The organism is Corynebacterium tapiri (assembly GCF_006334925.1).
Taxonomy (GTDB): Bacteria; Actinomycetota; Actinomycetes; order Mycobacteriales; family Mycobacteriaceae; genus Corynebacterium; species Corynebacterium tapiri.
In genome coordinates this window covers 1-20,060 of the sequence record NZ_VDHJ01000019.1, presented here as the reverse complement: position 1 = coordinate 20,060, position 20,060 = coordinate 1, and the positions used below count along the sequence as shown (strand labels likewise).

General features: G+C 62.6%; 22 protein-coding genes and 1 rRNA gene. 9 read left to right on the top strand and 14 right to left on the bottom strand.

Going from position 1 to position 20,060, the window contains the following annotated elements; translation table 11 throughout:
- Positions 1-159: 159 nt before the first annotated feature.
- From FHE74_RS10235 to FHE74_RS10225, 3 genes are all read right to left on the bottom strand, one after another.
- On the bottom strand, positions 160-1,071 hold the full coding sequence (locus tag FHE74_RS10235; protein WP_139466414.1) for a DUF5926 family protein: 912 nt from the start codon (positions 1,069-1,071) through the stop codon (positions 160-162).
- 5 nt (positions 1,072-1,076) lie between these two features.
- A complete protein-coding gene (locus FHE74_RS10230; RefSeq protein WP_139466420.1) occupies positions 1,077-1,820 on the bottom strand; it encodes a glycerophosphodiester phosphodiesterase family protein in 744 nt (247 codons plus the stop codon).
- Between the two features lie 169 nt (positions 1,821-1,989).
- Entirely contained in the window at positions 1,990-2,937 is a 948-nt protein-coding gene (locus FHE74_RS10225; RefSeq protein WP_139466413.1) for an L-lactate dehydrogenase, read from the bottom strand.
- Positions 2,938-3,048: 111 nt separating this feature from the next.
- On the opposite strand from FHE74_RS10225, the gene FHE74_RS10220 reads away from it, so the two are divergent.
- Positions 3,049-4,854 carry an alpha/beta-hydrolase family protein gene (locus FHE74_RS10220; protein WP_246049290.1) on the top strand — a complete coding sequence of 602 codons (1,806 nt, stop codon included), beginning with the start codon at positions 3,049-3,051 and terminating at the stop codon, positions 4,852-4,854.
- Positions 4,855-4,868: 14 nt separating this feature from the next.
- Positions 4,869-5,540 carry an HAD family hydrolase gene (locus tag FHE74_RS10215; RefSeq protein WP_246049289.1) on the top strand — a complete coding sequence of 224 codons (672 nt, stop codon included), beginning with the start codon at positions 4,869-4,871 and terminating at the stop codon, positions 5,538-5,540.
- Positions 5,541-5,549: 9 nt separating this feature from the next.
- Here FHE74_RS10215 and msrA read toward each other — a convergent pair whose 3' ends face one another.
- A complete protein-coding gene (gene msrA, locus FHE74_RS10210) occupies positions 5,550-6,224 on the bottom strand; it encodes a peptide-methionine (S)-S-oxide reductase MsrA (RefSeq protein ID WP_139466411.1) in 675 nt (224 codons plus the stop codon).
- 173 nt (positions 6,225-6,397) lie between these two features.
- Between msrA and FHE74_RS10205 the strand changes: the two genes are divergently transcribed.
- Together FHE74_RS10205 and FHE74_RS10200 are read left to right on the top strand one after the other, a co-directional pair.
- Positions 6,398-7,000 (top strand): superoxide dismutase, encoded by a 603-nt coding sequence (locus FHE74_RS10205; RefSeq protein WP_139466410.1) that lies wholly within the window; start codon positions 6,398-6,400, stop codon positions 6,998-7,000.
- Positions 7,001-7,129: 129 nt separating this feature from the next.
- Positions 7,130-8,773, top strand: coding sequence for a cupredoxin domain-containing protein (locus FHE74_RS10200; protein WP_139466409.1), 1,644 nt, complete (start codon positions 7,130-7,132; stop codon positions 8,771-8,773).
- On the opposite strand, the gene FHE74_RS10195 is transcribed toward FHE74_RS10200, so the two are convergent.
- Positions 8,754-10,265 (bottom strand): TM0106 family RecB-like putative nuclease, encoded by a 1,512-nt coding sequence (locus FHE74_RS10195; protein ID WP_246049288.1) that lies wholly within the window; start codon positions 10,263-10,265, stop codon positions 8,754-8,756. The genes FHE74_RS10200 and FHE74_RS10195 overlap by 20 nt on opposite strands.
- A 124-nt stretch (positions 10,266-10,389) precedes the next feature.
- Here FHE74_RS10195 and FHE74_RS10190 point away from each other — a divergent pair, with 124 nt between their 5' ends.
- Positions 10,390-11,025: a DUF6474 family protein gene (locus FHE74_RS10190; protein WP_139466408.1), complete on the top strand. Its 636-nt coding sequence runs from the start codon at positions 10,390-10,392 to the stop codon at positions 11,023-11,025.
- A gap of 296 nt (positions 11,026-11,321) precedes the next feature.
- Complete coding sequence (locus tag FHE74_RS10185) at positions 11,322-11,645, top strand: histone-like nucleoid-structuring protein Lsr2 (protein ID WP_139466407.1); 324 nt, start codon at positions 11,322-11,324, stop codon at positions 11,643-11,645.
- Here the strand turns inward: FHE74_RS10185 and FHE74_RS10180 are convergent.
- Positions 11,642-12,280 (bottom strand): LuxR C-terminal-related transcriptional regulator, encoded by a 639-nt coding sequence (locus tag FHE74_RS10180; RefSeq protein ID WP_139466406.1) that lies wholly within the window; start codon positions 12,278-12,280, stop codon positions 11,642-11,644. The genes FHE74_RS10185 and FHE74_RS10180 overlap by 4 nt on opposite strands.
- Positions 12,281-12,314: 34 nt before the next feature.
- A complete protein-coding gene (locus FHE74_RS10175) occupies positions 12,315-13,520 on the bottom strand; it encodes a sensor histidine kinase (RefSeq protein ID WP_246049287.1) in 1,206 nt (401 codons plus the stop codon).
- Here FHE74_RS10175 and FHE74_RS10170 point away from each other — a divergent pair.
- A complete protein-coding gene (locus tag FHE74_RS10170) occupies positions 13,519-14,127 on the top strand; it encodes a DUF2020 domain-containing protein (protein ID WP_139466405.1) in 609 nt (202 codons plus the stop codon). The two genes, FHE74_RS10175 and FHE74_RS10170, sit on opposite strands and share 2 nt — an antisense overlap.
- 3 nt (positions 14,128-14,130) lie before the next feature.
- Here FHE74_RS10170 and FHE74_RS10700 read toward each other — a convergent pair whose 3' ends face one another.
- Both FHE74_RS10700 and FHE74_RS10165 read right to left on the bottom strand, forming a co-directional pair.
- Complete coding sequence (locus FHE74_RS10700; RefSeq protein WP_180339749.1) at positions 14,131-14,283, bottom strand: hypothetical protein; 153 nt, start codon at positions 14,281-14,283, stop codon at positions 14,131-14,133.
- 3 nt (positions 14,284-14,286) lie between these two features.
- A complete protein-coding gene (locus FHE74_RS10165) occupies positions 14,287-15,108 on the bottom strand; it encodes a class E sortase (protein ID WP_246049286.1) in 822 nt (273 codons plus the stop codon).
- 38 nt (positions 15,109-15,146) lie between these two features.
- On the opposite strand from FHE74_RS10165, the gene yidC reads away from it, so the two are divergent.
- Positions 15,147-16,334, top strand: a complete 1,188-nt coding sequence (yidC, locus tag FHE74_RS10160) for a membrane protein insertase YidC (RefSeq protein WP_139466404.1) — start codon at positions 15,147-15,149, stop codon at positions 16,332-16,334.
- Here yidC and FHE74_RS10155 read toward each other — a convergent pair.
- From FHE74_RS10155 to FHE74_RS10695, 4 genes are all read right to left on the bottom strand, one after another.
- Positions 16,331-16,960, bottom strand: coding sequence for a TetR/AcrR family transcriptional regulator (locus FHE74_RS10155; protein WP_139466403.1), 630 nt, complete (start codon positions 16,958-16,960; stop codon positions 16,331-16,333). The genes yidC and FHE74_RS10155 overlap by 4 nt on opposite strands.
- Before the next feature lie 154 nt (positions 16,961-17,114).
- Positions 17,115-17,375, bottom strand: coding sequence for a GlsB/YeaQ/YmgE family stress response membrane protein (locus tag FHE74_RS10150; RefSeq protein WP_139466402.1), 261 nt, complete (start codon positions 17,373-17,375; stop codon positions 17,115-17,117).
- Between the two features lie 209 nt (positions 17,376-17,584).
- The gene (locus FHE74_RS10145) at positions 17,585-18,481 is read right to left on the bottom strand and encodes a universal stress protein (protein ID WP_139466401.1); all 897 of its coding nucleotides are present in this window, start codon (positions 18,479-18,481) and stop codon (positions 17,585-17,587) included.
- Between the two features lie 92 nt (positions 18,482-18,573).
- Entirely contained in the window at positions 18,574-18,720 is a 147-nt protein-coding gene (locus FHE74_RS10695; protein ID WP_180339748.1) for a hypothetical protein, read from the bottom strand.
- Here FHE74_RS10695 and FHE74_RS10140 point away from each other — a divergent pair.
- A complete protein-coding gene (locus FHE74_RS10140) occupies positions 18,705-19,712 on the top strand; it encodes a pseudouridine synthase (protein ID WP_425456350.1) in 1,008 nt (335 codons plus the stop codon). The genes FHE74_RS10695 and FHE74_RS10140 overlap by 16 nt on opposite strands.
- Before the next feature lie 120 nt (positions 19,713-19,832).
- Here FHE74_RS10140 and rrf read toward each other — a convergent pair.
- Positions 19,833-19,950, bottom strand: a 5S ribosomal RNA gene (gene rrf / locus FHE74_RS10135).
- Between the last annotated feature and the right edge of the window lie 110 nt (positions 19,951-20,060).

Below are 20,060 nucleotides of genomic sequence, written 5' to 3'. Positions count from 1 at the left end.
GTTGCTGCTGGGCCTGCTGAGCAGGTGGGTATCAATCTTGTGGGGGTGCAGTGACTCCAAACAGGTTGACATCCACCGTCGTGTAAACATTTGCACTTCCCACCAAAAAAGGGGCCGTCAGCACAAGCCGACAGCCCCCAATCCCCTGAAAGCCCCGCGCTAACGGATGGTCACCTGGCGGGACTTGATGTTCTCCAGCTGGCGGCGCTCGTCGGCGCTCAGCTGAGCGTCGTTGGCCACCTCGGCGGATAGCGCCTGGTTCACGCGCTCGAGCTCCGCGTTGTAGGAGTCGGCGTCGCGCTCGGTCTCGTGGAGGTCGAAGACCGGAACGATCAGGCCGTGCGTGCGGAATACACCAGCGAACTTGGTGTTCTCGCCGAGGTGGAGCTCACCTCGTGCCGCCACGCGGGCGAGAGCTGCCAGGAGGGCACCCTCATCGTCGGTACGCACCCAGCGGATGTAGGCCTTGCCGCCACCCGGGTTGGTCCACCACGCGGAGCCGTCCACGTCCGCGGTGACCCGGCGGGTCAGCGCGATCGAGTCGTTGGCCTGCTGAACGGCCTGGGCGAACTCGAAGGGCACCTTGTCTCCCTCGGCGGTCCACCAGTCAAAGTTGTCGTGGACGGTGATGTCCAGGTTGGCGGAGGCGTCGATAAGCTCAGCAATCGCGGGCTCGGAGCCGTTGGCCACCGTCGATTCCAGCGTCTCCCCAGGCTGAGCCTGCACGGCCCAGTTGAGGGCGTACGCCAGGTCGCGGCCCGGGTTGTGGGAGCGCTTTTGCACCTGCAACCCGACGAGGATGTCGCCGGATCCTTCGCGTACCAGGGCAGCACCCGCTCCGGGCAGGACGGTTCCCAGCAGCACCTGGCGCCCATTGACGGTCAGGGGCGTAGTGGCGGAGGGGACAAACTCCTGGAGGGCAACCAGGTCCGCCTCGGCCTGCAGGCCGGCGTAGGGGCGCGGATCCTTCTCCAGGGCGGCGCGCTCGGCGGCGCGGGCAGCGAGCTTGGCCTGGCGGCGGCTCATGCCCTCAGGCAGGTTCTGGTCCTTCTTGCGATTCTTCTTGGCCATGCGCCCTAATGTACCGAAGCGAGCTCGCTACAAACGTCCAGGGCTAAGGCGGGATTATCGGTGGCCACAATGTCGGCACCCACTCGGTGGGCGAACTCGAGATCCGCACGCGAGTTGGCAGTCCACATGTAGGTGGGCAACCCGCCGGCACCGACCAGGTCTGGGCGCACGCGTGCCGTGTTCACCGACAGGCCCAGTCCGGTGGGGGCGCTCAACCGGATGTCCTTGGGGTTGTAGCGCAGCTCCCATTGGCGGCGCAGGTAGAAGCGGTCGATGTGCGGCGCCAGCTGGCGCATGCGGCGCATCGAGGCGTTGGAGAACGAGATGATGTGGATGCGGGGGTCGTCGATAAGCCCGGCGTAGGTCAGGCTGCGCACCACCTGTTCCTCGGTGATGCGACCGAAGCGCGTGGGGTGCTTGATCTCCAGGTAGAGGTGCTTGTCCCCGGCGTCCACGATCAGTTCGAGGAGCTCGTCCAGAGTCATGATGCACTGCGGATTGTCTTCCGAGCCGACGTTGAACTCGCGCAGCTCAGCCAAGGCGAGGGTGGAAATCTTCGGGCCGGCCGCCAGGACGTCAACGGCGGTGCGGCCAATGCGCTGGTCGTGGTGCACCACAAGCTCACCGCTGGCGCACAGACGAACGTCGCACTCCACACCGTGAATGGGCATGGCCAGGGTGTTTTCGAATGCCGCCCGGGTGAGCTCGGCATATCCTGGGGCGTTGCCGCGGTGCGCGACGACCTTCATGTCCGTCTTTCCTTTCCGGCACGACGAGTGAGAGCGGAAGCCGGCGAACCAACCACCGAGAGACTCGGTTTCTGCAGAGCCGCCACTTCCACTCTCAATCAACACACTGTGCAGCCTGCCGGATGGACATTAACGCCACCCGGAAGCCCAGATGAACGCAGGGCAAACCTTAGGGGAAGAAGCGCCGGACGATCTCGGTAAGCATGTCGGCGGAGGCGTCGAACTGCTTCTTCTCGTTCTCGCTGAGCTCCAGTTCCACCACGCGGTTGATTCCGCCGCGGCCGATGACCGCCGGCGTACCGATGTAGATGTCCTCGTGGCCGTACTGGCCCTCGAGGAGTGCGGAGACCGGCAGCAGTACGTCCTGGTTCTGGATCACCGCACGAGTGATGCGGGCCAGGCCCATGCCGATGCCGTAGGAGGTCGAGCCCTTGGCGTCGATGATGTGGTAGGCGGCGTCGCGGGTCTGCTCGAAGATCGTACCGATGCGCTCGCTGAAGCCCTCTTCCTCCTCAGCGCGGGTAGCCAGGGAAACACCCGCGGCCATGCCGGAGGAGACGACGGGCAGCTCGGAGTCGCCGTGCTCACCGATGATGTAGGCGTGAACGGAGGTCGGGCTGACGTCGAAGAGCTCACCGAGCATGTAGCGGTAGCGGGCGGAGTCCAGGACGGTTCCCGAACCGATCACGCGCTCACTCGGCAGCCCGGAGTAGCGCCAGACGGCGTAGGTCAGGGCGTCGACAGGGTTGGAGGCCACCAGGAAGATGCCGTCGAAGCCGGTGGCCATGACCGACTCCGTAATGGACTTCATGATCTCCATGTTGCGACCCACCAGGTCGATGCGGGTCTCACCCGGACGCTGTGCGGCACCTGCGCAGATGACCACCATTGCGGCGTCCTCGCAGTCCGCGTACGTTCCCTTGGTGACCCGGGTGCGCGAAGGAGCCCAAACAACACCATGGTTGAGGTCCATGACGTTGCCTTCCAGCTTCTTTTCATCAATGTCGATGATGGCCAGGTGATCCACTGTTCCCTGGTTGACCAGCGCGTACGCGTAGGCCACTCCAACATCTCCAGCACCGATAAGAACGACCTTGTTTCCCACGGACGTCTTCACAACTTTCCCTTCAACTGGCATGGGTTGTTTGGTACATCTCCAATCATGCTCCTTTGCTAACCAAAATGTGAAGCCCTGCGAGCAAGGTCATTCTTTGCTTTTATAACGCCTGTGAAACCCCGCTTGGCACGTATCGGAGTTACCGCCCTTAACCTGGCACTTTATGGCTTGGAGCTCTACAGCGACCTCCTGCCTGGTGTGCGCATGCGCCGCCGTCGCAAGCTACCCAGCAACCTCAGCGCGGGAATACTCGGCGCCGAGGCCGCCACCTGGCTAGCCGTCTCCCCTTCCCTTCTGCCTCGCCCCTGGTGGGTGACCGCGGCCAACGTCGCCGTCTGCCAGGGAGTGGGGCACGCGGTGGGTACATCGATCGACTTCGTGGGGCGCGCGCTTATCGACGCCTCCGGTTCACCAAAATCCCTCCGCCTCCAGCGGGATTTCCGCCCGGCAGTGCACATCGCGATGGCCTCCACCACCGTCTTGACTATTGCCGCAGCGCTCTGGCGCCAGGATGAGCAGGCCCGCCTTATCAATGCACCCGAAAAGCGCGGCAGCCGCGATGCGCTGGCTGGGTTGTTAAGCGGCACGCTCGGTTACGGCGCAATTCTCCTCATCGCCGAGGGCAGCCAGGCTTCCATCGACCGGTTCAACCACGAGCTGCGTCGCTGGCTGCCGCCCTTCATTAGCTGGCCGCTGGCCTCCCTCGGTTTTGGGGCCGTGGTCTACCTGGCCTCCGATCGTGTCATCGTGCGTTCTCTGCTCAATCAGGCTGCCCGCAAGGCCCGTGCGCTCGATGAGGCGGTCTTTCCGGGCAGCTCCCAGCCTGCCGAGCCCGAGCGCTCCGGGTCTCCGGATTCCTTGGAGAGCTGGTCCGTGGTGGGCTCACAGGGGAGGGCGCTGCTCTCCGGCGGGGCGCGCGCCGCCGATATCGCCCGGCTGACCCCAGTGAAGGATGCTCGCGAGCCGATCCGCGTTTTCATCGGCCTGGATGAAGGGCGCACGTTCCAAGACCAGGTGGAGCTCGCTTTGGCAGAGATGGATCGTACCGGCGCCTGGGATCGCCGCGCGATCGTGATGATGACCTCAGCGGGCACCGGGTGGCTAACCGACTGGTCCGTGGGGGCATTCGAGTTCTTGACCGGCGGCGACTGCGCCACAGTCGCGCTGCAGTACTCCTACCTGCCCTCAGCCCTGTCTTATGTAGCGGACCATGATTCGCCGGTGGAGTCCTCCCGGCTGCTCATCGACGCCATCATCCAACGCCTGGGCACGCTCGATTGCCCGCCCCGGTTCTATGTCTCCGGAGAGTCCCTCGGCGCCTATGGCATCGCCGACTCCTTTGGATCCGCCGATGACCTGCTTTCCCGCGTCGACGGGGCAGTATTCTCCGGTACTCCGCGTTTTACCCACATGCTTCGTAGCCTGACCGAGGCCCGCGATCACGGTTCGCCCGAGCGCCTGCCGATTGTCCACGCCGGACAGCACGTGCGTTTCTGCGCCACACCCGATCATCTAGAGCACGACTTTTCCGGTACGCCTTACGCGCAGCCCTGGCGGCATCCACGCGTGGTCTTTGCCCAGCACGCCTCCGACCCCATTGTTTTCTGGCATCCCGAGCTCTTTGTCCGCCGCCCGGATTGGCTCACCGAACCCGGCGCGCGTGGCCAGAGCGCCCCAGCAGCCCAACACGTGGATGTGTTTCAGTACATGCGCTGGGCGCCCTTTATCACGGGCTGGCAGGTGGGTTTGGACCAGTTGACCTGCCTGGATGTGCCGGGCGGGCACGGTCACCAGTACCACGTGGAGATGCTCTGGTATTGGAAGGCTGTGCTCGGCGATACTGCCGCCTTCGAGCTCAGCGAGGCCGCCGCCGATGCGATCGAGGAATGGCTCTACCAGGACCACATCGAGCGTTAGCTAGATTGAGGGTTGTGCTTATCGACGCCTCGATTACCACTGTCTTGTTCGATCTCGACGGAACCCTGCTCGACCACGACCAGGCTGCCCGCCAAGGGGCGTTAGAGTTCGCGCGGGAATTAGGCATTCGGGGCCGTGATGACCAGATCGTCCGAACGTGGTTCCGGATAGAAAAGCGCTGGTTCACCCGCTTCGAGCGGTCAGAGATCACCCACCTTGCCCAGCGCATCGGCCGCTGCCGCGAGTTCACCGGCAGGGACCTCACCGACGACGAGGCGCTCGAGGTGTACGAGCTTTACTTGCGCCACTACCGGGCTGCTTGGCGCGCTTTTGGCGACGCCGCCCCTGCGCTTGATCGCGCGCTCGGGTCGGGGCGAGCTGTGGGGATTTTCACCAATGGTGAACCAAAGATGCAGGGAGCCAAGCTGGCCGATACTGGCCTCGCACGAGAAGACATGCCGCTGCTGACCGCCGTGGGGCTAGGTGCTGCCAAACCCCAGCCGCAGTCGTATGAACGTGCTGCCCAAGCCATGGGGGCTCAGCCCGAACAGTGCGTGCTCATCGGGGACAGTCAGCGCAACGATGTCTCCGGTGCCCGGAACGCCGGGATGCGCGCGGTGCATCTCAACCGTGCTGGCCACGGCGAGATCACTTCACTTGATCAGCTGGAGTTCACCCCGCGCTAACCCCGGCCCCTAAGCGCCCGGCCGGCGGCAGGCCACACCCGTGGCATGCGTCGGGCAGTATCCGTCGGGGTTCTTGTCCAGGTACTGCTGGTGGTAGTCCTCCGCCCGGTAGTACTCGCCTGCCGGGGTCTCGTCCAGGGTGGCAATCTTCGTGGTCACCGCGCCGTAGCCTGCGGCCTGCAGGCGCTCGCCGTAGTCAGCGACCATGCGCTCAATGACCTCCTTGTCTGCCTGTGCGTCCGGGCCGACTGTGTAGAAGGCGGAGCGGTACTGGGTTCCCACATCGTTGCCCTGCCGGAATCCCTGGGTGGGGTCGTGGTCCTCGAGCGCGACGGCGACAATGTCTTCCAGCGTGATCTTCTTAGGGTCGTAGACCACCTCCACGACCTCGGTGTGGTTGGTGCGCCCGGTGCAGACCTCCCGGTACGTCGGGTTGGGGGTAACTCCGCCGGCGTATCCCACCGAGGTGGACTCCACGCCGTCGAGAAGCCAGAGATGCTTCTCCGCTCCCCAGAAACATCCCATTCCGATCAGCACCGACTTCTGCCCTTCGCGCCACGGCCCCGTGATCGGGGTGCCCAAGACTGTATGCGGCTGTGGGTTCTCCAGCACGGGCGCACTACCGCCCTTCAGTGCGTCCTCGGCAGCGACTAGTTCCGGTGTGCGCTTGAACATCCACGGCATGATCGGGCCTCGTTTTCTGGTGAGAAAGTGAATAGATATTGGGTTTATGTGCCAGCAACAATAACCCCGGCGCGAATATTTCATTGCCGAAGTTTCAAAAATGCCTATAGTGGGGCCGTAGCGCGCCGACGAGGACGCGTCGACAAAACACATCAACGAAAGGAACCAACCACATGGCTACCTACGAGCTTCCGGAGCTGGATTACGCTTACGACGCACTGGAGCCCCACATCTCCGCTGAGATCATGGAGCTGCACCACTCCAAGCACCACGCAACCTACGTTGCTGGCGCTAACGCCGCTCTCGACGCCCTGGAGGCAGAGCGCGACGGCGAGGCTAACGCTGACCGCGTGCGCGCCCTTTCTAAGAACCTGGCCTTCAACCTGGGCGGCCACACCAACCACTCCATCTTCTGGAAGAACCTCTCCCCGAACGGTGGCGGCGAGCCCACCGGTGAGCTGGCTGAGGCCATCGCTAAGGACTTCGGCTCCTTTGAGAAGTTCAAGGCTCACTTCTCCGCTGCTGCCACCGGCCTGCAGGGCTCCGGCTGGGCTGTCCTTGGTTACGACCACATTGCCGGCAAGCTCATCATCGAGCAGCTGACCGACCAGCAGGGCAACACCTCCATCAACTTCACCCCGCTGCTGATGCTGGACATGTGGGAGCACGCCTTCTACCTGCAGTACAAGAACGTTAAGGCCGACTACGTCAAGGCCGTCTGGAACGTCTTCAACTGGGACGACGTTGCAGAGCGCTTCGCAGCTGCCAAGAAGTAGGCCCGCTAACTAGGCTCTTCTTACCGCCCGCGCCTAGGCTCCCCGAGGGGAGTGGCCGGGCGGTTTTTATGCCCCAACCACCGGGATTAATTCGGCTTGTTCCGTACTAATTCCCTATGCTGGGTGGGCATGAAGACAAGTTGGCATCGACGCCTGTCACGCCCAGTCACCCTGTGGATCTGTGCCCTCGTAGTCGCCGGACTTGTCCACCCCGCGCTGCCGAACTACCGCTGGGTGCTCATCCACACCTTCACCCTCGGCGTCCTGACCAACTCAATCCTGGTGTGGTCGCAACACTTCACCGAAAAGTTCCTCCACACCCGCCTCGACGAGTCTCGCCGGCCCGCCCAACTCCTGCGCAGCCGCCTGCTCAATGCGGGCATCATTCTCACGCTCGTGGGGCAATTGCTTATCGACGCTCCCCTGCCCCCAATAATCCGCAACACCCTGGTCGTCGCCGGCCCTGCCGCGATCGCGGTGGCCTGCACCTGGCACGCCGTGGTCATCATGGGGCAGGCTTGGGCGGCACGCAGACAATCGCCCCGCCATGCCCCCGCCGTTGCGTCCTACGCGGTGGCCAGCCTGGCTCTACCTTTCGGCGCTGTGGTGGGATCCCTCATGGCCCTGGGTGTCTCTGCGGAGACACACTCCCATCTGCGGCAAGCCCACGTGATCATCAACGTGTTCGGCTTCGTGGGGCTGACCGCCGCCGCGACCTTGACTGTGCTCTTCCCCGCGATCTGGCGTACTCGCTCCGCCGGTTCTGGCGAGGCCTGGGCGCTGGGCCTGCTCACGCTCGGTGTCATCGCCTCCGGAGCCGGTGCAGTCGCCGGGGTCCACGCGATCGTTGTAAGCGGACTGGTACTCATCCTTGCCGGGTGGGCTTGGCTGTGCGTGGGGTGGCTGACTGCCGTATCCGAGGTGTTGCGCGATCCGCGTGACCGCATAAGTTATTCGGCCCTGAGCGTCCTGGCTGCCACGATCTGGCTGTTGGGCACCCTTGCCTTCGTTACCGGGCATGCGGCAGCTGGTACTTCGGTGCCGATTCCCACTATCGCGCTGGTCGTAGGCTTTGCCGCACAGCTGCTCGTGGGCGTGATGTGCTACCTGCTGCCAACCACGATGCGAGGCGGTCCCGGGGCGGTACGCGCGGGCATGCAGTTCACACAAAAAGGCGGCGTGTTTCGTAGCACCCTGACCAATCTGGGCCTGCTGATTTGGCTGGCCGCCGAGTCCTCGTGGCTGCGCGTTCTCGCCTCGCTGCTGGCCATCGGGGCTTTGCTAGCCTTCGTGCCCCTGACGGCGCGGGGAGCTCGCGCGCAGCTGGCGGTGATCCGGAAGCAATCTCCAGCACCTCAGCCGCGGGAGTCCCACAGCGGGTGGCAGCAGCTCAGTCTCGCGCTCGCCCTAGTCGCGCTCGTGGTGGCGTGTTTCGGCGGGCTTGGCGGCGCACCACGGTCCACCCCGTCGACCACAGCAAGCTCAGCGCCCAGCACGGGGCAGACAACCACCATCGCGGTGACCATGGAACACATGGCCTTTAGCCCCAATGAGCTAGTGGTGCCTCGCGGCAATTCCCTGGTCATCGAGCTGACCAATGCCTCGGACATGGATCATGACCTCATCATCGAGGGCCGCGCCCATTCGGGACGCCTCGCCCCAGGGCAGTCAGCCCGCATCGAGGTCGGGCCCGTGGCCGAGCCCCTGGAAGGATGGTGCACCATCGCCGGGCATCGCACCCAGGGAATGACGCTTAGCGTGGTTCCTGCTTAATTCCCGGCGCGCCCGCGCGCAGGAAGTGACGCACCTGGGCGGTAGCGCGAGTGTCGTCCTCGTTGTAACGCAGCAAGCGCTGCCGCGCCTGCTCGGCGTCTGCTCCCCGCCCGACGGCGATACGCCGCAGCGAAACCGACTCCTCACCGGCCACGTCCTCATCAGCCCACTGATAACCAGCCTGCGCCGCGACCACTTTCAGGCCCACCCCTCCCGGCCCATAGAGCTGGCGGCGGACCGCAGCGAAGACGTCCACCCACTCCTCCGAGGCGATAAAAGCTTGCACCTCAGCCTCGCTAGGCACGCCGGGGACTTTCCCGTGAAAGCGGCGTGCGCTCTCCACGAGCCAGTGGTTTTCTCCGTGGGCGGAGTAGCAATAGGCCGCAAAACTCAAGCCCTGCGCGTGGGCTGCGTCCCGGCGTTGCATGAGCCAGCCGTAGAAGCGGGCAAAGTTCTCTGCCTCCGCCACGGAATCGAGCGGCTGCCAGGTGGCAAAGCCGTGGTAGCGCTCGCCGTCAAAGGCTCCCCAGAGGTAAGCCCCCTTGTCCAGATAGGCCTCCATGTCCACGTCGATTTCCACGTCTGCCATGCCGAAGCTGACGGAGGGCTCACGCTTGAGCAAGGGGATGCCGTCGCGCCAGGCCTGGGCGAGCAGGCTGGGTTCGCCTTCGGAGGCGTCGATAAGCGACTCCACGGTGGTGATACCGCGTTCGCGAAAGCTGCGGGCGCGATCGCCGGGGACGACCAGGCTGATGTCGTCGGTGGCAAGCAGCTCGGCTTCACACAGCGGCCAAAAGCGACAGGTAGCGCATTCCTTGAGTCGGCGCGGCTGAATGGCAAAACCTGCCGCCAAGGCACGCTCTAACCCTGGCTGCAGGGGCGCGGTGGGCTGAATGAAGACGCGCCCGCGATCCTGCCCGACCTGGCCGCCGAGACCTGAGTCAAGGCCCACACCGCTCAGAGCGCGCGCCGCCATAGCCAGGCGATAGCCGTCCGTGGAGTGGTTGCGTCGCTTGAAAGGCGCCGCCAAGGGGCGGGACAGCCCCAGCCGGTTCGTAGCCACCACCGGGGTAGTGGAACTCCGGCTCGGCCGGGCGACGCGGTGGTTGGACACGATGATCGGTGCGTACCCGCCTGATTCCACCTTCACCAGGGCATCTACGCGCACGCGCCAACCGTCTTGCTCGAAGACCGCGCCAGTGATCAGGTCAGCAGATTGCGCCAGCCCCTCGAGCGTGGTCAGCTCGGGGATGCCCGCGGTCCCGTCGACGTCGATGCGGACAAAAGGCACCGAGCGCCCATCTCCCAGGCCACGTCGGGTAGGCAGAAGCGTGAGGAACTCTTGGCGGGCGTCGAGCTTGCGCTCGTAGCGCTCGAGTTCCGCCGGCAGCGGGGCTATTTCGGGGTGCGTGAGGCGCTGCGTACGACGAAAACGACATCCCACCAGATCGCTGGCAGTGATCGCCGTCTCGGGCTTGTCCCTTCGTCCCACGATTGACCAAGGATAGCCGTGCGCCCCGATTCCCGGCCTCGCGGGTAGGGTTGGGGTGCAAAGTTTCTTATGCAGACTTTATGTGGCAACCGTTTGCAATCTGGAGTGAAAGGACTTTTTGACCATGGGCGTGCTCGGCAGCATCAACAAGACCCTGGCTAAGAATCGACAGGCGATTAAGGCCGCGCAGACGCAGGCTCGCCAGGAAGTTAAGGCATCGGCAAAGCACCTGCGCCGCCGCGAGGAATTGCTAACCAAACTGGAAAAGAATCTTATTAAGGCCGAAAAGAAGGGCCTAAAGAATCAGCGCAAGCACGAGCTGAAGCTGGCTAAGACGGAATACGAGCGTCGTAAGGCGGGCAAGTTTAATAAGGACTCTGTCGACCGCTACATCCGCGCCGGACGCATGGCAGCACCCGTCCTGCTGCCGCTGATTTACCGCGGCATCACGCAGCTGCGCGATACTACTCAGGAGAAGCGCGCTCGCCGCGCCGGTGTTACCCGCGATCAGCTTGCCCAGTTCAGTGGCCACGGTGCCGGCCTGCAGGCCCGCATTCAGGGCATCCGCAACTCCCTTCCGGAGTCCTCCGTGAGCCCAGGTCTGCGTCGTGACCTCGACGAGCAGCTCGAGTCCCTACACCGCGCCACCAACAACGCTGAGTTCATGACCCCTGACCAGCGTCGTCGCGCTCATCACGCCATCAGCGTTGACATCGATCGTGTGACCCAGGAAATTCAGGCGGAACTCACGCGCCGTTAGTTTTCCCGCGGGACTTCCGCGAAAAGGATTGTCCGCTTAGGCGCCAACTCAGGCTGCCTGGGCGGATTTTTCTTCCCCCAAAAGTGTTAGGCAGTAATTTTCCTAGCAGCGTTTACACATCGTAAATTCAGGGTGAGGACCTTTAGGCTATTTCCACTTGATTTCTAAAGGATTTTGCATTTATCTTGAATGGGACTCAAGACTTTCTCCGTGTGCCTTCCACACTCATGAAATTGGAGTCCTGAATCACAGAGCAAATCCCAGCGAAATAATTATCCAGCACGTGGAGGAACACAATGTCCCGCAAGAAGATCACTCAGTTCTACGACGATCTAGATGGCACCGAGCTGTCCGAGGACCAGCTGCGCGTGGTCCGCTTCGGCGTCGACGGCAAGGACTACCTACTCGACCTCTCCCCGGAGAATGAGAAGCGCTTTTTCGACGCTCTCGAGCCCTTCCTGAAGGTTGCCTCCCCGGCAGCTGCAGCCGAGAAGAGCGACAAGGTCAACCCCCGCGATGTGCGCGCCTGGGCAGCCAAGACCGGCCGCACCGTGGCTTCTCGCGGCAAGATCCCCAACGAGATCATTCAGGCGTACCGCGACGCCAACGGCCGTCGCTAAAGCACTCCGCGTTCACGCGCCGCGGCGACGGCCGAGGTGCGCGAGCGCACCCCGAGCTTGTCGTAGATGTGCACCAGGTGAGACTTCACAGTCGCCTCGGAGAGCATGAGCTCCTCGCCGATCTGCCGGTTGGAGGATCCCGCGGCCACCAGGCTTAAGACCTCGAGCTCGCGCGGGGTCAGCGACATCCGCGGGGTTTGACCGCGAGTCATGAGGCGATCGGCCACCACGGGCGACAGCGCAGAATCCCCCTCCACGGCAGCACGCACTGCCGCGATGAGCTCGGCTGGTTCGGCGTCCTTGAGCATGTAGCCAGCGGCGCCGGCCTCGATGGCACCCAGGATGTCCGCGTCCGTGTCGTAGTTGGTCACCACCAGGACCTTTGGCGGGTTGTCCATAGCTGACTTGATTGCCGCCGTTGCCTGGGCACCATTGGTCACCTTGGTGCCCTCCACTCCGGCGCCAAAGCGCAGGTCCATCAGGATCACGTCGATGCCCCCGGCCTTGGCCGCCGAGATCGCGGCCTCCGCTGTAGCGACCTCCCCCACGACGGTAATGTCCTCGGCGCCCTCCAGGATGGCGCGAATACCGAGGCGGACAATCTCGTGGTCGTCGGCAAGCAAAACCCGAATCATGCTTGTCACTTTAACGCAGCCCTCCAGCACACCCTTAAGCCGTGGGCAGCGCAGCGCTCACCGCGGTGGGGCCTCCCGGCGCGGACTCGATCTCCACGCGTCCTCCCTGCTCCGCGGCGCGCCGCCGGATCGCATCCAGGCCCACGTGTCCAAACTGCGGATCCACACCCGAGGGATCGAATCCCCGCCCGTTGTCCACGACATCCAGGCGCACCTCCCCCGGCCCATATGTAATGGTGATCCGGGCCTTGGAGGCCTGGGCGTGCTTGACCACATTCCCCACCGCTCCTTGAGCGATGCGCAACAGCGCCGCTTCCACTCCCATGGGCAGGTCGTAGGGATCCCCGTCGACCTCGACCGAGATGTCCAGCTGCCCCGCGGACCCCAGACTCTGCGCCAGTCTGTGCAAGGCCGCCGTGAGCGTCCCGTCCTCCAGGCTGGCCGGCTGCAGCGCGGCGATCATGGCGCGAGCCTCGGCGAGATTGTCCGAGGAGGCCGAGCGCGCCTGCTGGATACGCGTGATGGCTGCGGCCACCTGCGGCTGATCCAGCGTCTTGAGCTCCCGCTCCGCCGCGTGCAGGAGCAGCTGGATGCTGGATAATCCCTGCGCGACCGTGTCGTGAATCTCATGCGCCAAACGCTGCCGCTCCGCAATAACCCCGGCCTCATGCTCGGACCGGGCCAGTTGCTCGCGCGTGTCCATGAGCTGGCGCAACAGCACTTCGCGCTCCGAGCTGATTCGGCTGAGGGTGCGAAAGGCGAAGTGGATCGCCAGCGAGACCACTGCGGAGACTGCCGGCCCCATGAGGCCGCCGAAGGTCAACCCTCCGGGAATCTGCATGATGATTGCCACTGAGGTGGCAAAGAGCACGCTCATCACACCGGCTGTGTCGTCGAGCAGCTGCAGGTAAACAAAGTACAGCGTGAACACCAGGTACACGCCCACCGGCGCCACGAACATCTCCGCGATCCACAATCCGGTCAGCAGCACCATCCACCCCTGGCGGGCGGTCTCTGACCAGGTGTCCACGCTGATGGAGCCCAAGAAATACGCCGCCGCAAAAGCCGTGATGACGATGAGGTTGAGTGCGGCGTCGACAAGCGACATCTGGAACGACGTGGCAATAGCAACCAACAACAGCACCGCGGTGAAAATGTGAATCCCGCTGCGCATGGCGTCTTCACCTGCGAAACCGCCGACGCCACGGGTGTTCAGAAGGGAGTTTAAGCTGGTGCTCATGAAGTGTGAGCCTACTGTGACCCTTGCCGTTTGCTGCGCCTTGGCACTGAGTGGGTGTTCCACGCTTGACGACGTCCCCGTGCCCGCCGAAGACGGCACACCAACCGCCTCAGCTTCCGCGCCAGATTCCGCGCCAGCACCAGAACAAGCACCCGCACTGGGCGCAGATCTGCCGGTGGATACCCGGCCGGTAGGCCAGCGCACCAACTTCAATGAGTGCCCCTACTTGGATACGCAGTGGGTTGCCGATACCAATGGTCAGCGCGTCACCGGGGTGGATGTGGACACGCGCTTCGATCCCCCGGCCTGCGTGTACTTCTCCTACCCGGAGGCCCCGCAGCTGGAGGTCATTGTGCGCCACATGCCCACCGAGGCCGACGCGATCGCCGTGGTGGATACGGCTGCTCCTATCTCCACCACAGAGCCGGCGGATCAGCCTGCCGGCTGGATGGGAGGCCGCGCTGGTGAGGGCATGGTCCCTGGGGTGGAGGGCTCGGTGTATGCGGTCCAAAAGGGAAAGACCGCAGTGGTTGTTTACAGCAACCAGGGGCAGTCGTTTAAGCCGGAGCAGGTGGCTGGGCAGGTGATTAACAACCTCGGGCTGTAGGGCTTAGACCGCCACGTCGGTGTAGGGCATGATGCTCGAAACCCACGGGAAGACGACCTCCATGAGCAGGAAGAAGGTTCCTACCAGCAGCGCGAGCGTCACCAGAGCGCGCACCCACCAGGGTCCCGGGATAAAGCTCAATAGCCAGCGATACATGGTCTACGACTCCTTCAACACTGCGGGGCGTTGACCCTCGCTCTTGGGTTCGACGGCCACCTTCATCGCATGCACGATCATTCGCTCCGCATTAGAGAACTGCGGGTGGCAGGTGGTCAGGGTCAAGACACCCTCTAGGTCTTGGCTCACGCCGAGTTCGGTGCCGGGAAGAGGTGCGATGACCCCGACGTCCCCCGGCAGCGTGATGTGGCGGCCGAGGACATGCGCGTAGTCGCCCGTAGCCACGCGCTGCGCTTGTTCGGGGCTCAAGCAGTGCGACTGCTGCTGGCGCGCGGCTGCGTCCTGGCTCATCGGCATCACGCGATAGGTAATCCATTCTGAGGCTGTCTCGATGACGATGGCGTCGCATGCCTCTAGCTTGCCCAGATCGTTGAAAGGCGCTCCCTTACCCACGCGGTGACCCGCCAGCGCGAAGTTTCCGGCCTGCCCCGGGCCCTGGGTTTGCTCATAATGTCCCGGACCAGAAAGCAGCGTGGTGTCATCCACGCCATGCATGACGGCGAAGTTCCAGTCCGAACCGTAGGCGGGGATGTGCAGACGGGCGAAAGCAGCCCCCTGCGCGCCGTTCTTATACGTACGCGGGTTGATGCGTTGCCCGGAATCCCAGCTCTCCTGGAGAGCGTGGTTGGCCTGGTCCTGCAACTGACCAGAACGCACGTTGGTCCAGAAGGCCTCGTAGAAGGCGAACAGAAGCAGTAGCACGCCTAGCGTCACAAAAAGCTCGCCGGCCACATCGAGGAAACCGGGGCGCTGTCGACGGCGTTGTGTGCTTCGGGCCCGGTGCCGGGGGATCGCTTCTGCCACAAGGGCCAAGCTTATCCCACTGGGATAGGCTAATTCGCATGCTTGAGTTGTTCGCCTATCCCGTTTCCGCGGTGATGAAGCTATGGCATGTGGTCGTGTCCGCTTTGGGGTTCGGTTCCTCCGCGTCCTGGCTCATCTCCGTGGTCGGACTTCTGGTCACCGTGCGATTGCTCCTGCTGCCGATTTCTTGGCGGCAGCGCCAGAACGCTCACGCCAGCACGTTGATGCGTCCAGAAAAGGCCGAGCTTCAACAACGCCTGGGGTCCTCGAGTGATCCGGAGGACGCGCGGGAGTACCTCAAAGCGGAAAAGGAACTGCATCAGCGCTACAACTACGGCATCGCGGCAGGATGTCTGCCCCCGCTGATCCAGATTCCCGTACTTCTGGGCCTCTACCGGCTCCTGCTGTGGATGTCCCAACCAGCAGCACTCGCCCAACACCGCGGACCATTCGGTGGCGTGGGGGTTCTTAGCGCACGAGACGTCCAGGAATTCATGGATGCCCACGTGCGCGGGGTTCCGTTGCAGACCTACCTGGCGATGAGCGATGCCCAGCTAGACGCCCTGAGTATCAGTCGCCAGCAGGCGAACGGCGTCGTTATGCCGCTGTTGATTACCGCCTGCGTGCTCACCACGCTCAGCCTGATCGTCTCCGTGTACTACGTCTACCGCTACATGGACTACCACTCTGCGGTCACCCGTGGAACCGCGCGTTTCATGCTCGTGCTCATCTTCTTCGTGCCCTTCATGCTGTTTAGCGCTGGTTCTACCGGCCCGATCCCGCTGGCCCTGATCCTGTACTGGATCGGCTCTAACCTATGGACTCTGGTGCAAACGGTGGCCATGTACACCATCCTGGAGTTTCAATATCCCGAAGACGAGCGCCACCACGCCCACCGCCGGGCGGGCAAGGACCTGCTCAAGGCGCGGAAGGCGGAGAAGAAGGCGCGCAAGGCCGAGGACAAGGCTTTTGTGAGGTCGGCTCGGTCCCAGGGGGTTTCGCTTAGCGACGCCCGTGCGCAACTCAAACAGCGCCAGAAGGACCGTATCGCCGCAGATGCTCAGCAGCGTGCGGAGGACAAGGAGCGCAAGAAAGCGGCCAATAAGGCTCGCAGTACTGCTCGATCAGAACTCATGAAAGAGCGCGCGGCCGAGCGTCGCGAGCTCAGAGCCCAACAGGGCACTCCGCCCAAGAAGCAGAAGGGCGGAAGGCACCGCAAGCGCTAGATGGAATAGTCAGCCGGGGGCGCGTTGAGCATCTGGCGAGCCAGATCCCGCGCAGTATAAAGAGGCGCGGAATCGCGCAACAGGCGGGCGCCTGCCTGCCCTCCATCTAGGAAGATGAGCAGCTGATTGGACTGAGTGGCAGAGGGGTAGCCGTTCTTTTCATTGAGCAGCGAGGTCATGGTCTGATGCATCCACCGGCGATGCTCCAGACAGGCCTCCACGATGCCGGTCTCCGACTCGGTGTCCGGGCGAGGGTATTCCGTTGCGGCGTTGAGGAAGTAGGAGCCCCGGAAGTTCTTTTCCGGCTCTTCCTCGATGACGATGTCAAAGAACGCCAGGATCTTGTCCATGGGGTCTGTCATCTCTGCGGTGCGCGTTGTCCACTTCTCGCGCGCCTGCGCATCCAGCTGTTCGATGTAGGCGATGACCAGGTTGTCCTTGGATCCAAACAAGGAATACAGGGAGGCCTTAGCCACATCTGCCTCGCGCAGGATGCGGTCAATGCCGATGACGCGGATGCCCTCGGTGGCGAAGAGGTGGGTCGCGGATGCCAAGAGGCGCTCGCGTGGGCTGGGGCGGTTGCGCCGCTTACTCACGCTCTTCTTTTTCGCACCATCGGTTGCCACTACGAGCCCAGTCCCTTCTTCAACGATTCTGGTGTCCTCAAATATAGACAAACCGGTTCGTTTTCGTGTCGTTCAGGGGTCCTTTGGATACACGAACGCCGCCCCGTCCTCGTATGAGGACAAGACGGCGTCGAATGTAATTCCGCGCTAGTGCTTACTTGCGGATCATGTTGAGGATGGTCAGGACGACCACAGCGCCCACCAGGCAGGTGAGGAAGCTGGAGAAGAAGCCAGCGTTGGACATGTCAACGCCAACGAGCTTGAGTGCAAAGCCGCCGAGCAGACCGCCGACGACGCCGGCTGCGATGTTGGCCGGGATGCCCATCTGAGCGTTCTTGCCCTTGATCATGGAAGCGATCCAGCCAGCGAGGCCGCCGATGATGATCCAACCGATGATGCCCATACCGAGAGACATAGTTTTCTCCTTGTTAGTAACGTTATTTTTGCCCCTAGCAAGGGCTTATGCGTGATCTTATATGTATTGATCACCCGGCGCTTCTTTCTACCCCAAAAGTCACCAGGTCTCCACCTGATCGTTACCGTCTACCCCCAACTTGGGGCGAAATACAGAAAGACCCGCCGATTCCCTTCGGTAGGGGAACGCAGCGGGTTAAGGTTATTGGTTTACGCGCTTTCCGGTCGCACAACCATCATTGGGCAGGGCGCCGACTGCAGCAGCGCACGGGACGTGGAACCCAGCAGCATGCCCTTGAAGCCACCGCGGCCGTGCGATCCAACGACCAGGAGCTGGGCGCCCTTGGCCTCGTCGGCAAGCGCATGCACCGGGCGGTCACGGGCGATGACCTTCTTCACCTGCACGTTGGGGTGCTTTTCCTGGAGCGGCTTGACGCGCTCGGTGAGAACGTCGATCTGCTCCTTTTCGATCTCGTCCCAGCGTCCCTGCGAAGACGACAGTCCGGTAAGCGAGGACTGCGCCTGCACGTCCATCCACGTGTGAATGGCCACGAGCTCCGCCCCGCGAGCCTCTGCCTCCGCGAAGGCGTACTCCGTGGCCTTCTGGGAGACGTCGGAGCCATCAACACCCACGACCACCGGGCCGTACTTGGTCTGCTCGGTGACTGCGTTGTCTTCGCGAACCACGACCACCGGGCACTCAGCGTGAGACACCACTGCCGCCGAGACGGAGCCCATGACCATGCCAGTCAGCCCGCCCAGGCCTCGGGAGCCAAGCACGAGCATGGTGACTTCGCGGCTCATCTCGAGCAGCATGTCGATCGGAGAGCCTTCCGCGATCGTGTGTCCGATCAGGATGTCCGGGGCAACCTCGTGAGCAATCTCGCGGGCCTTCTCGATCTTGACCATGGCCTCGTTCTGCAGCTCCGCAAACAGCTCGTCTGCCGGAACCATGCCCTCTGCATAGAGGTACTGAGGCATGGTGTAGCTGGTGGCCAGGCGCAGTGGGATTCCCCGCTTGTTAGCGGTGTTGGCGGCCCACTTGACCGCATTCTCTGATGCGGGTGAACCGTCTACCGCGACGACGACGATGTCTTCCTTGGCCATGATGGGTCCTTTCCTCAGGAAACGGGGCCTTAGTGCCTTTGACTACCAGTGTACGCCCGTACCCCTAGGCAACCCTGGGTTATTGTGGAGGCTTAAGCTGCGTCCTTAGCCAGCTGAGCAGCATCCGCGTTTGACGGAGAAGCCAGCTCGTAGAAGAAGCGCAGGACCTGGGTGACGATCTGCCCTGCGTCGGTTGAAGAGAATTCCGCGATGGGCGCAACGATTGCATCAAAGTTCATGGAGAAAAACTATAGACCACCGTCAGCGCATCTCGCGACCATTACCCATCGTTAACGGGCTTAATCCTTCCCGCGCACGTCCCGACGTTGACACCACCGCCGGGGAGTTCTTAACTGCGCTTATCGACGCCCAGCGCCACCGGCACCCCGAGGACAATCACATTGCCATTCAGCGACGATTTGAGAATGGCGAGGTTGTCGATTCTCGGGGCAACAGACTGAGTTTTATTTCTCCGTTAAACGCAGGCCAAGACATGTGGTTCTACCGCATTCCAGCACCTGAAGTGCCCGTCCCTTACGAGATTCAGACTGTTTATGAAGACGACCGGATACTCGTGGTGAGCAAGCCGCCATTTCTAGCGACAATGCCGCGTGCTCAGCACATTACCGAGACAGCTACGGTACGTCTGCGCCGAAGCACGGGGAACAACGAACTCTCCCCTGCCCACCGTCTAGACCGCTTAACGTCTGGACTCTTGCTATTCACTAAAGCACAGCAATTCCGCGGCGCTTATCAAACTCTGTTCGCGCAACGTCAAGCGTCCAAGACCTACGTAGCGGTCGCACGATACTCAGAAGATCTAGCAACCCAGGCACCGCTGTGGTGGCGAAATCGCATCGAAAAGACTCCTGGGCAATTTCAAGCCCGCACCGGAGAAGGTCCAGTTAACGCAGAGACCCTTTTGCACAACGTCCAGCGATTAGAACCTGAAGTGGAATCGCGCCTTCAACAGGTCCACAACACACACGGAACTCTCGGGCTGTACACACTTAAACCCGCAACCGGTAAAACCCATCAACTCCGCTTGCATATGCACCTCGCTGGAGCACCAATTCTTGGCGATAACGGCTACCCCACGCCGCTGCCTCCTGAGGCAGAAGACTACTCAGTGCCCCTGCGGCTATGCGCAACCCAGCTGGAGTTCACAGACCCAGTCGACGGTACTGCGCGACACTTCACGCTGCCGGAAACATCGGTCTTCGCCATCTAGATATCACGCGCTCTGGTGCGTGTGATGTTATCCACGCATACAAAAATGGGGTGGGGTTAACAACCAACACACTGGTCAATTAACCCCACCCCACACACATATTCACTTATCTCTCTTTTTGGTCGGCGGTAACCTACTCTCCCACACCCTCCCGAGTGCAGTACCATCAGCGTGGACAGGCTTAGCTTCCGGGTTCGGAACGGGACCGGGCGTTTCCCCACCACCATCAACCACCGACACAACCACAGAACAACAACCCCGCCATACAAAAGACCAGGTGCTGTGTCGTGTCAGACACTGCATAATGAACGCGAACAAAATATTCTCATGTGTTTTCGTGCGGCACAC

Excerpts from the sequence above, each read along its gene's own strand:
- FHE74_RS10235 (WP_139466414.1), bottom strand. The coding sequence starts at position 1,071 with ATGGCCAAGAAGAATCGCAAGAAGGACCAGAACCTGCCTGAGGGCATG.
- FHE74_RS10230 (WP_139466420.1), bottom strand. The coding sequence starts at position 1,820 with ATGAAGGTCGTCGCGCACCGCGGCAACGCCCCAGGATATGCCGAGCTC.
- msrA (WP_139466411.1), bottom strand. The coding sequence starts at position 6,224 with ATGCCGTGGATGTTCAAGCGCACACCGGAACTAGTCGCTGCCGAGGAC.
- FHE74_RS10205 (WP_139466410.1), top strand. The coding sequence starts at position 6,398 with ATGGCTACCTACGAGCTTCCGGAGCTGGATTACGCTTACGACGCACTG.
- FHE74_RS10200 (WP_139466409.1), top strand. The coding sequence starts at position 7,130 with ATGAAGACAAGTTGGCATCGACGCCTGTCACGCCCAGTCACCCTGTGG.
- FHE74_RS10190 (WP_139466408.1), top strand. The coding sequence starts at position 10,390 with ATGGGCGTGCTCGGCAGCATCAACAAGACCCTGGCTAAGAATCGACAG.
- FHE74_RS10185 (WP_139466407.1), top strand. The coding sequence starts at position 11,322 with ATGTCCCGCAAGAAGATCACTCAGTTCTACGACGATCTAGATGGCACC.
- FHE74_RS10180 (WP_139466406.1), bottom strand. The coding sequence starts at position 12,280 with ATGATTCGGGTTTTGCTTGCCGACGACCACGAGATTGTCCGCCTCGGT.
- FHE74_RS10170 (WP_139466405.1), top strand. The coding sequence starts at position 13,519 with ATGAAGTGTGAGCCTACTGTGACCCTTGCCGTTTGCTGCGCCTTGGCA.
- FHE74_RS10175 (WP_246049287.1), bottom strand. The coding sequence starts at position 13,520 with ATGAGCACCAGCTTAAACTCCCTTCTGAACACCCGTGGCGTCGGCGGT.
- FHE74_RS10700 (WP_180339749.1), bottom strand. The coding sequence starts at position 14,283 with ATGTATCGCTGGCTATTGAGCTTTATCCCGGGACCCTGGTGGGTGCGC.
- yidC (WP_139466404.1), top strand. The coding sequence starts at position 15,147 with ATGCTTGAGTTGTTCGCCTATCCCGTTTCCGCGGTGATGAAGCTATGG.
- FHE74_RS10150 (WP_139466402.1), bottom strand. The coding sequence starts at position 17,375 with ATGTCTCTCGGTATGGGCATCATCGGTTGGATCATCATCGGCGGCCTC.
- FHE74_RS10145 (WP_139466401.1), bottom strand. The coding sequence starts at position 18,481 with ATGGCCAAGGAAGACATCGTCGTCGTCGCGGTAGACGGTTCACCCGCA.
- FHE74_RS10695 (WP_180339748.1), bottom strand. The coding sequence starts at position 18,720 with ATGAACTTTGATGCAATCGTTGCGCCCATCGCGGAATTCTCTTCAACC.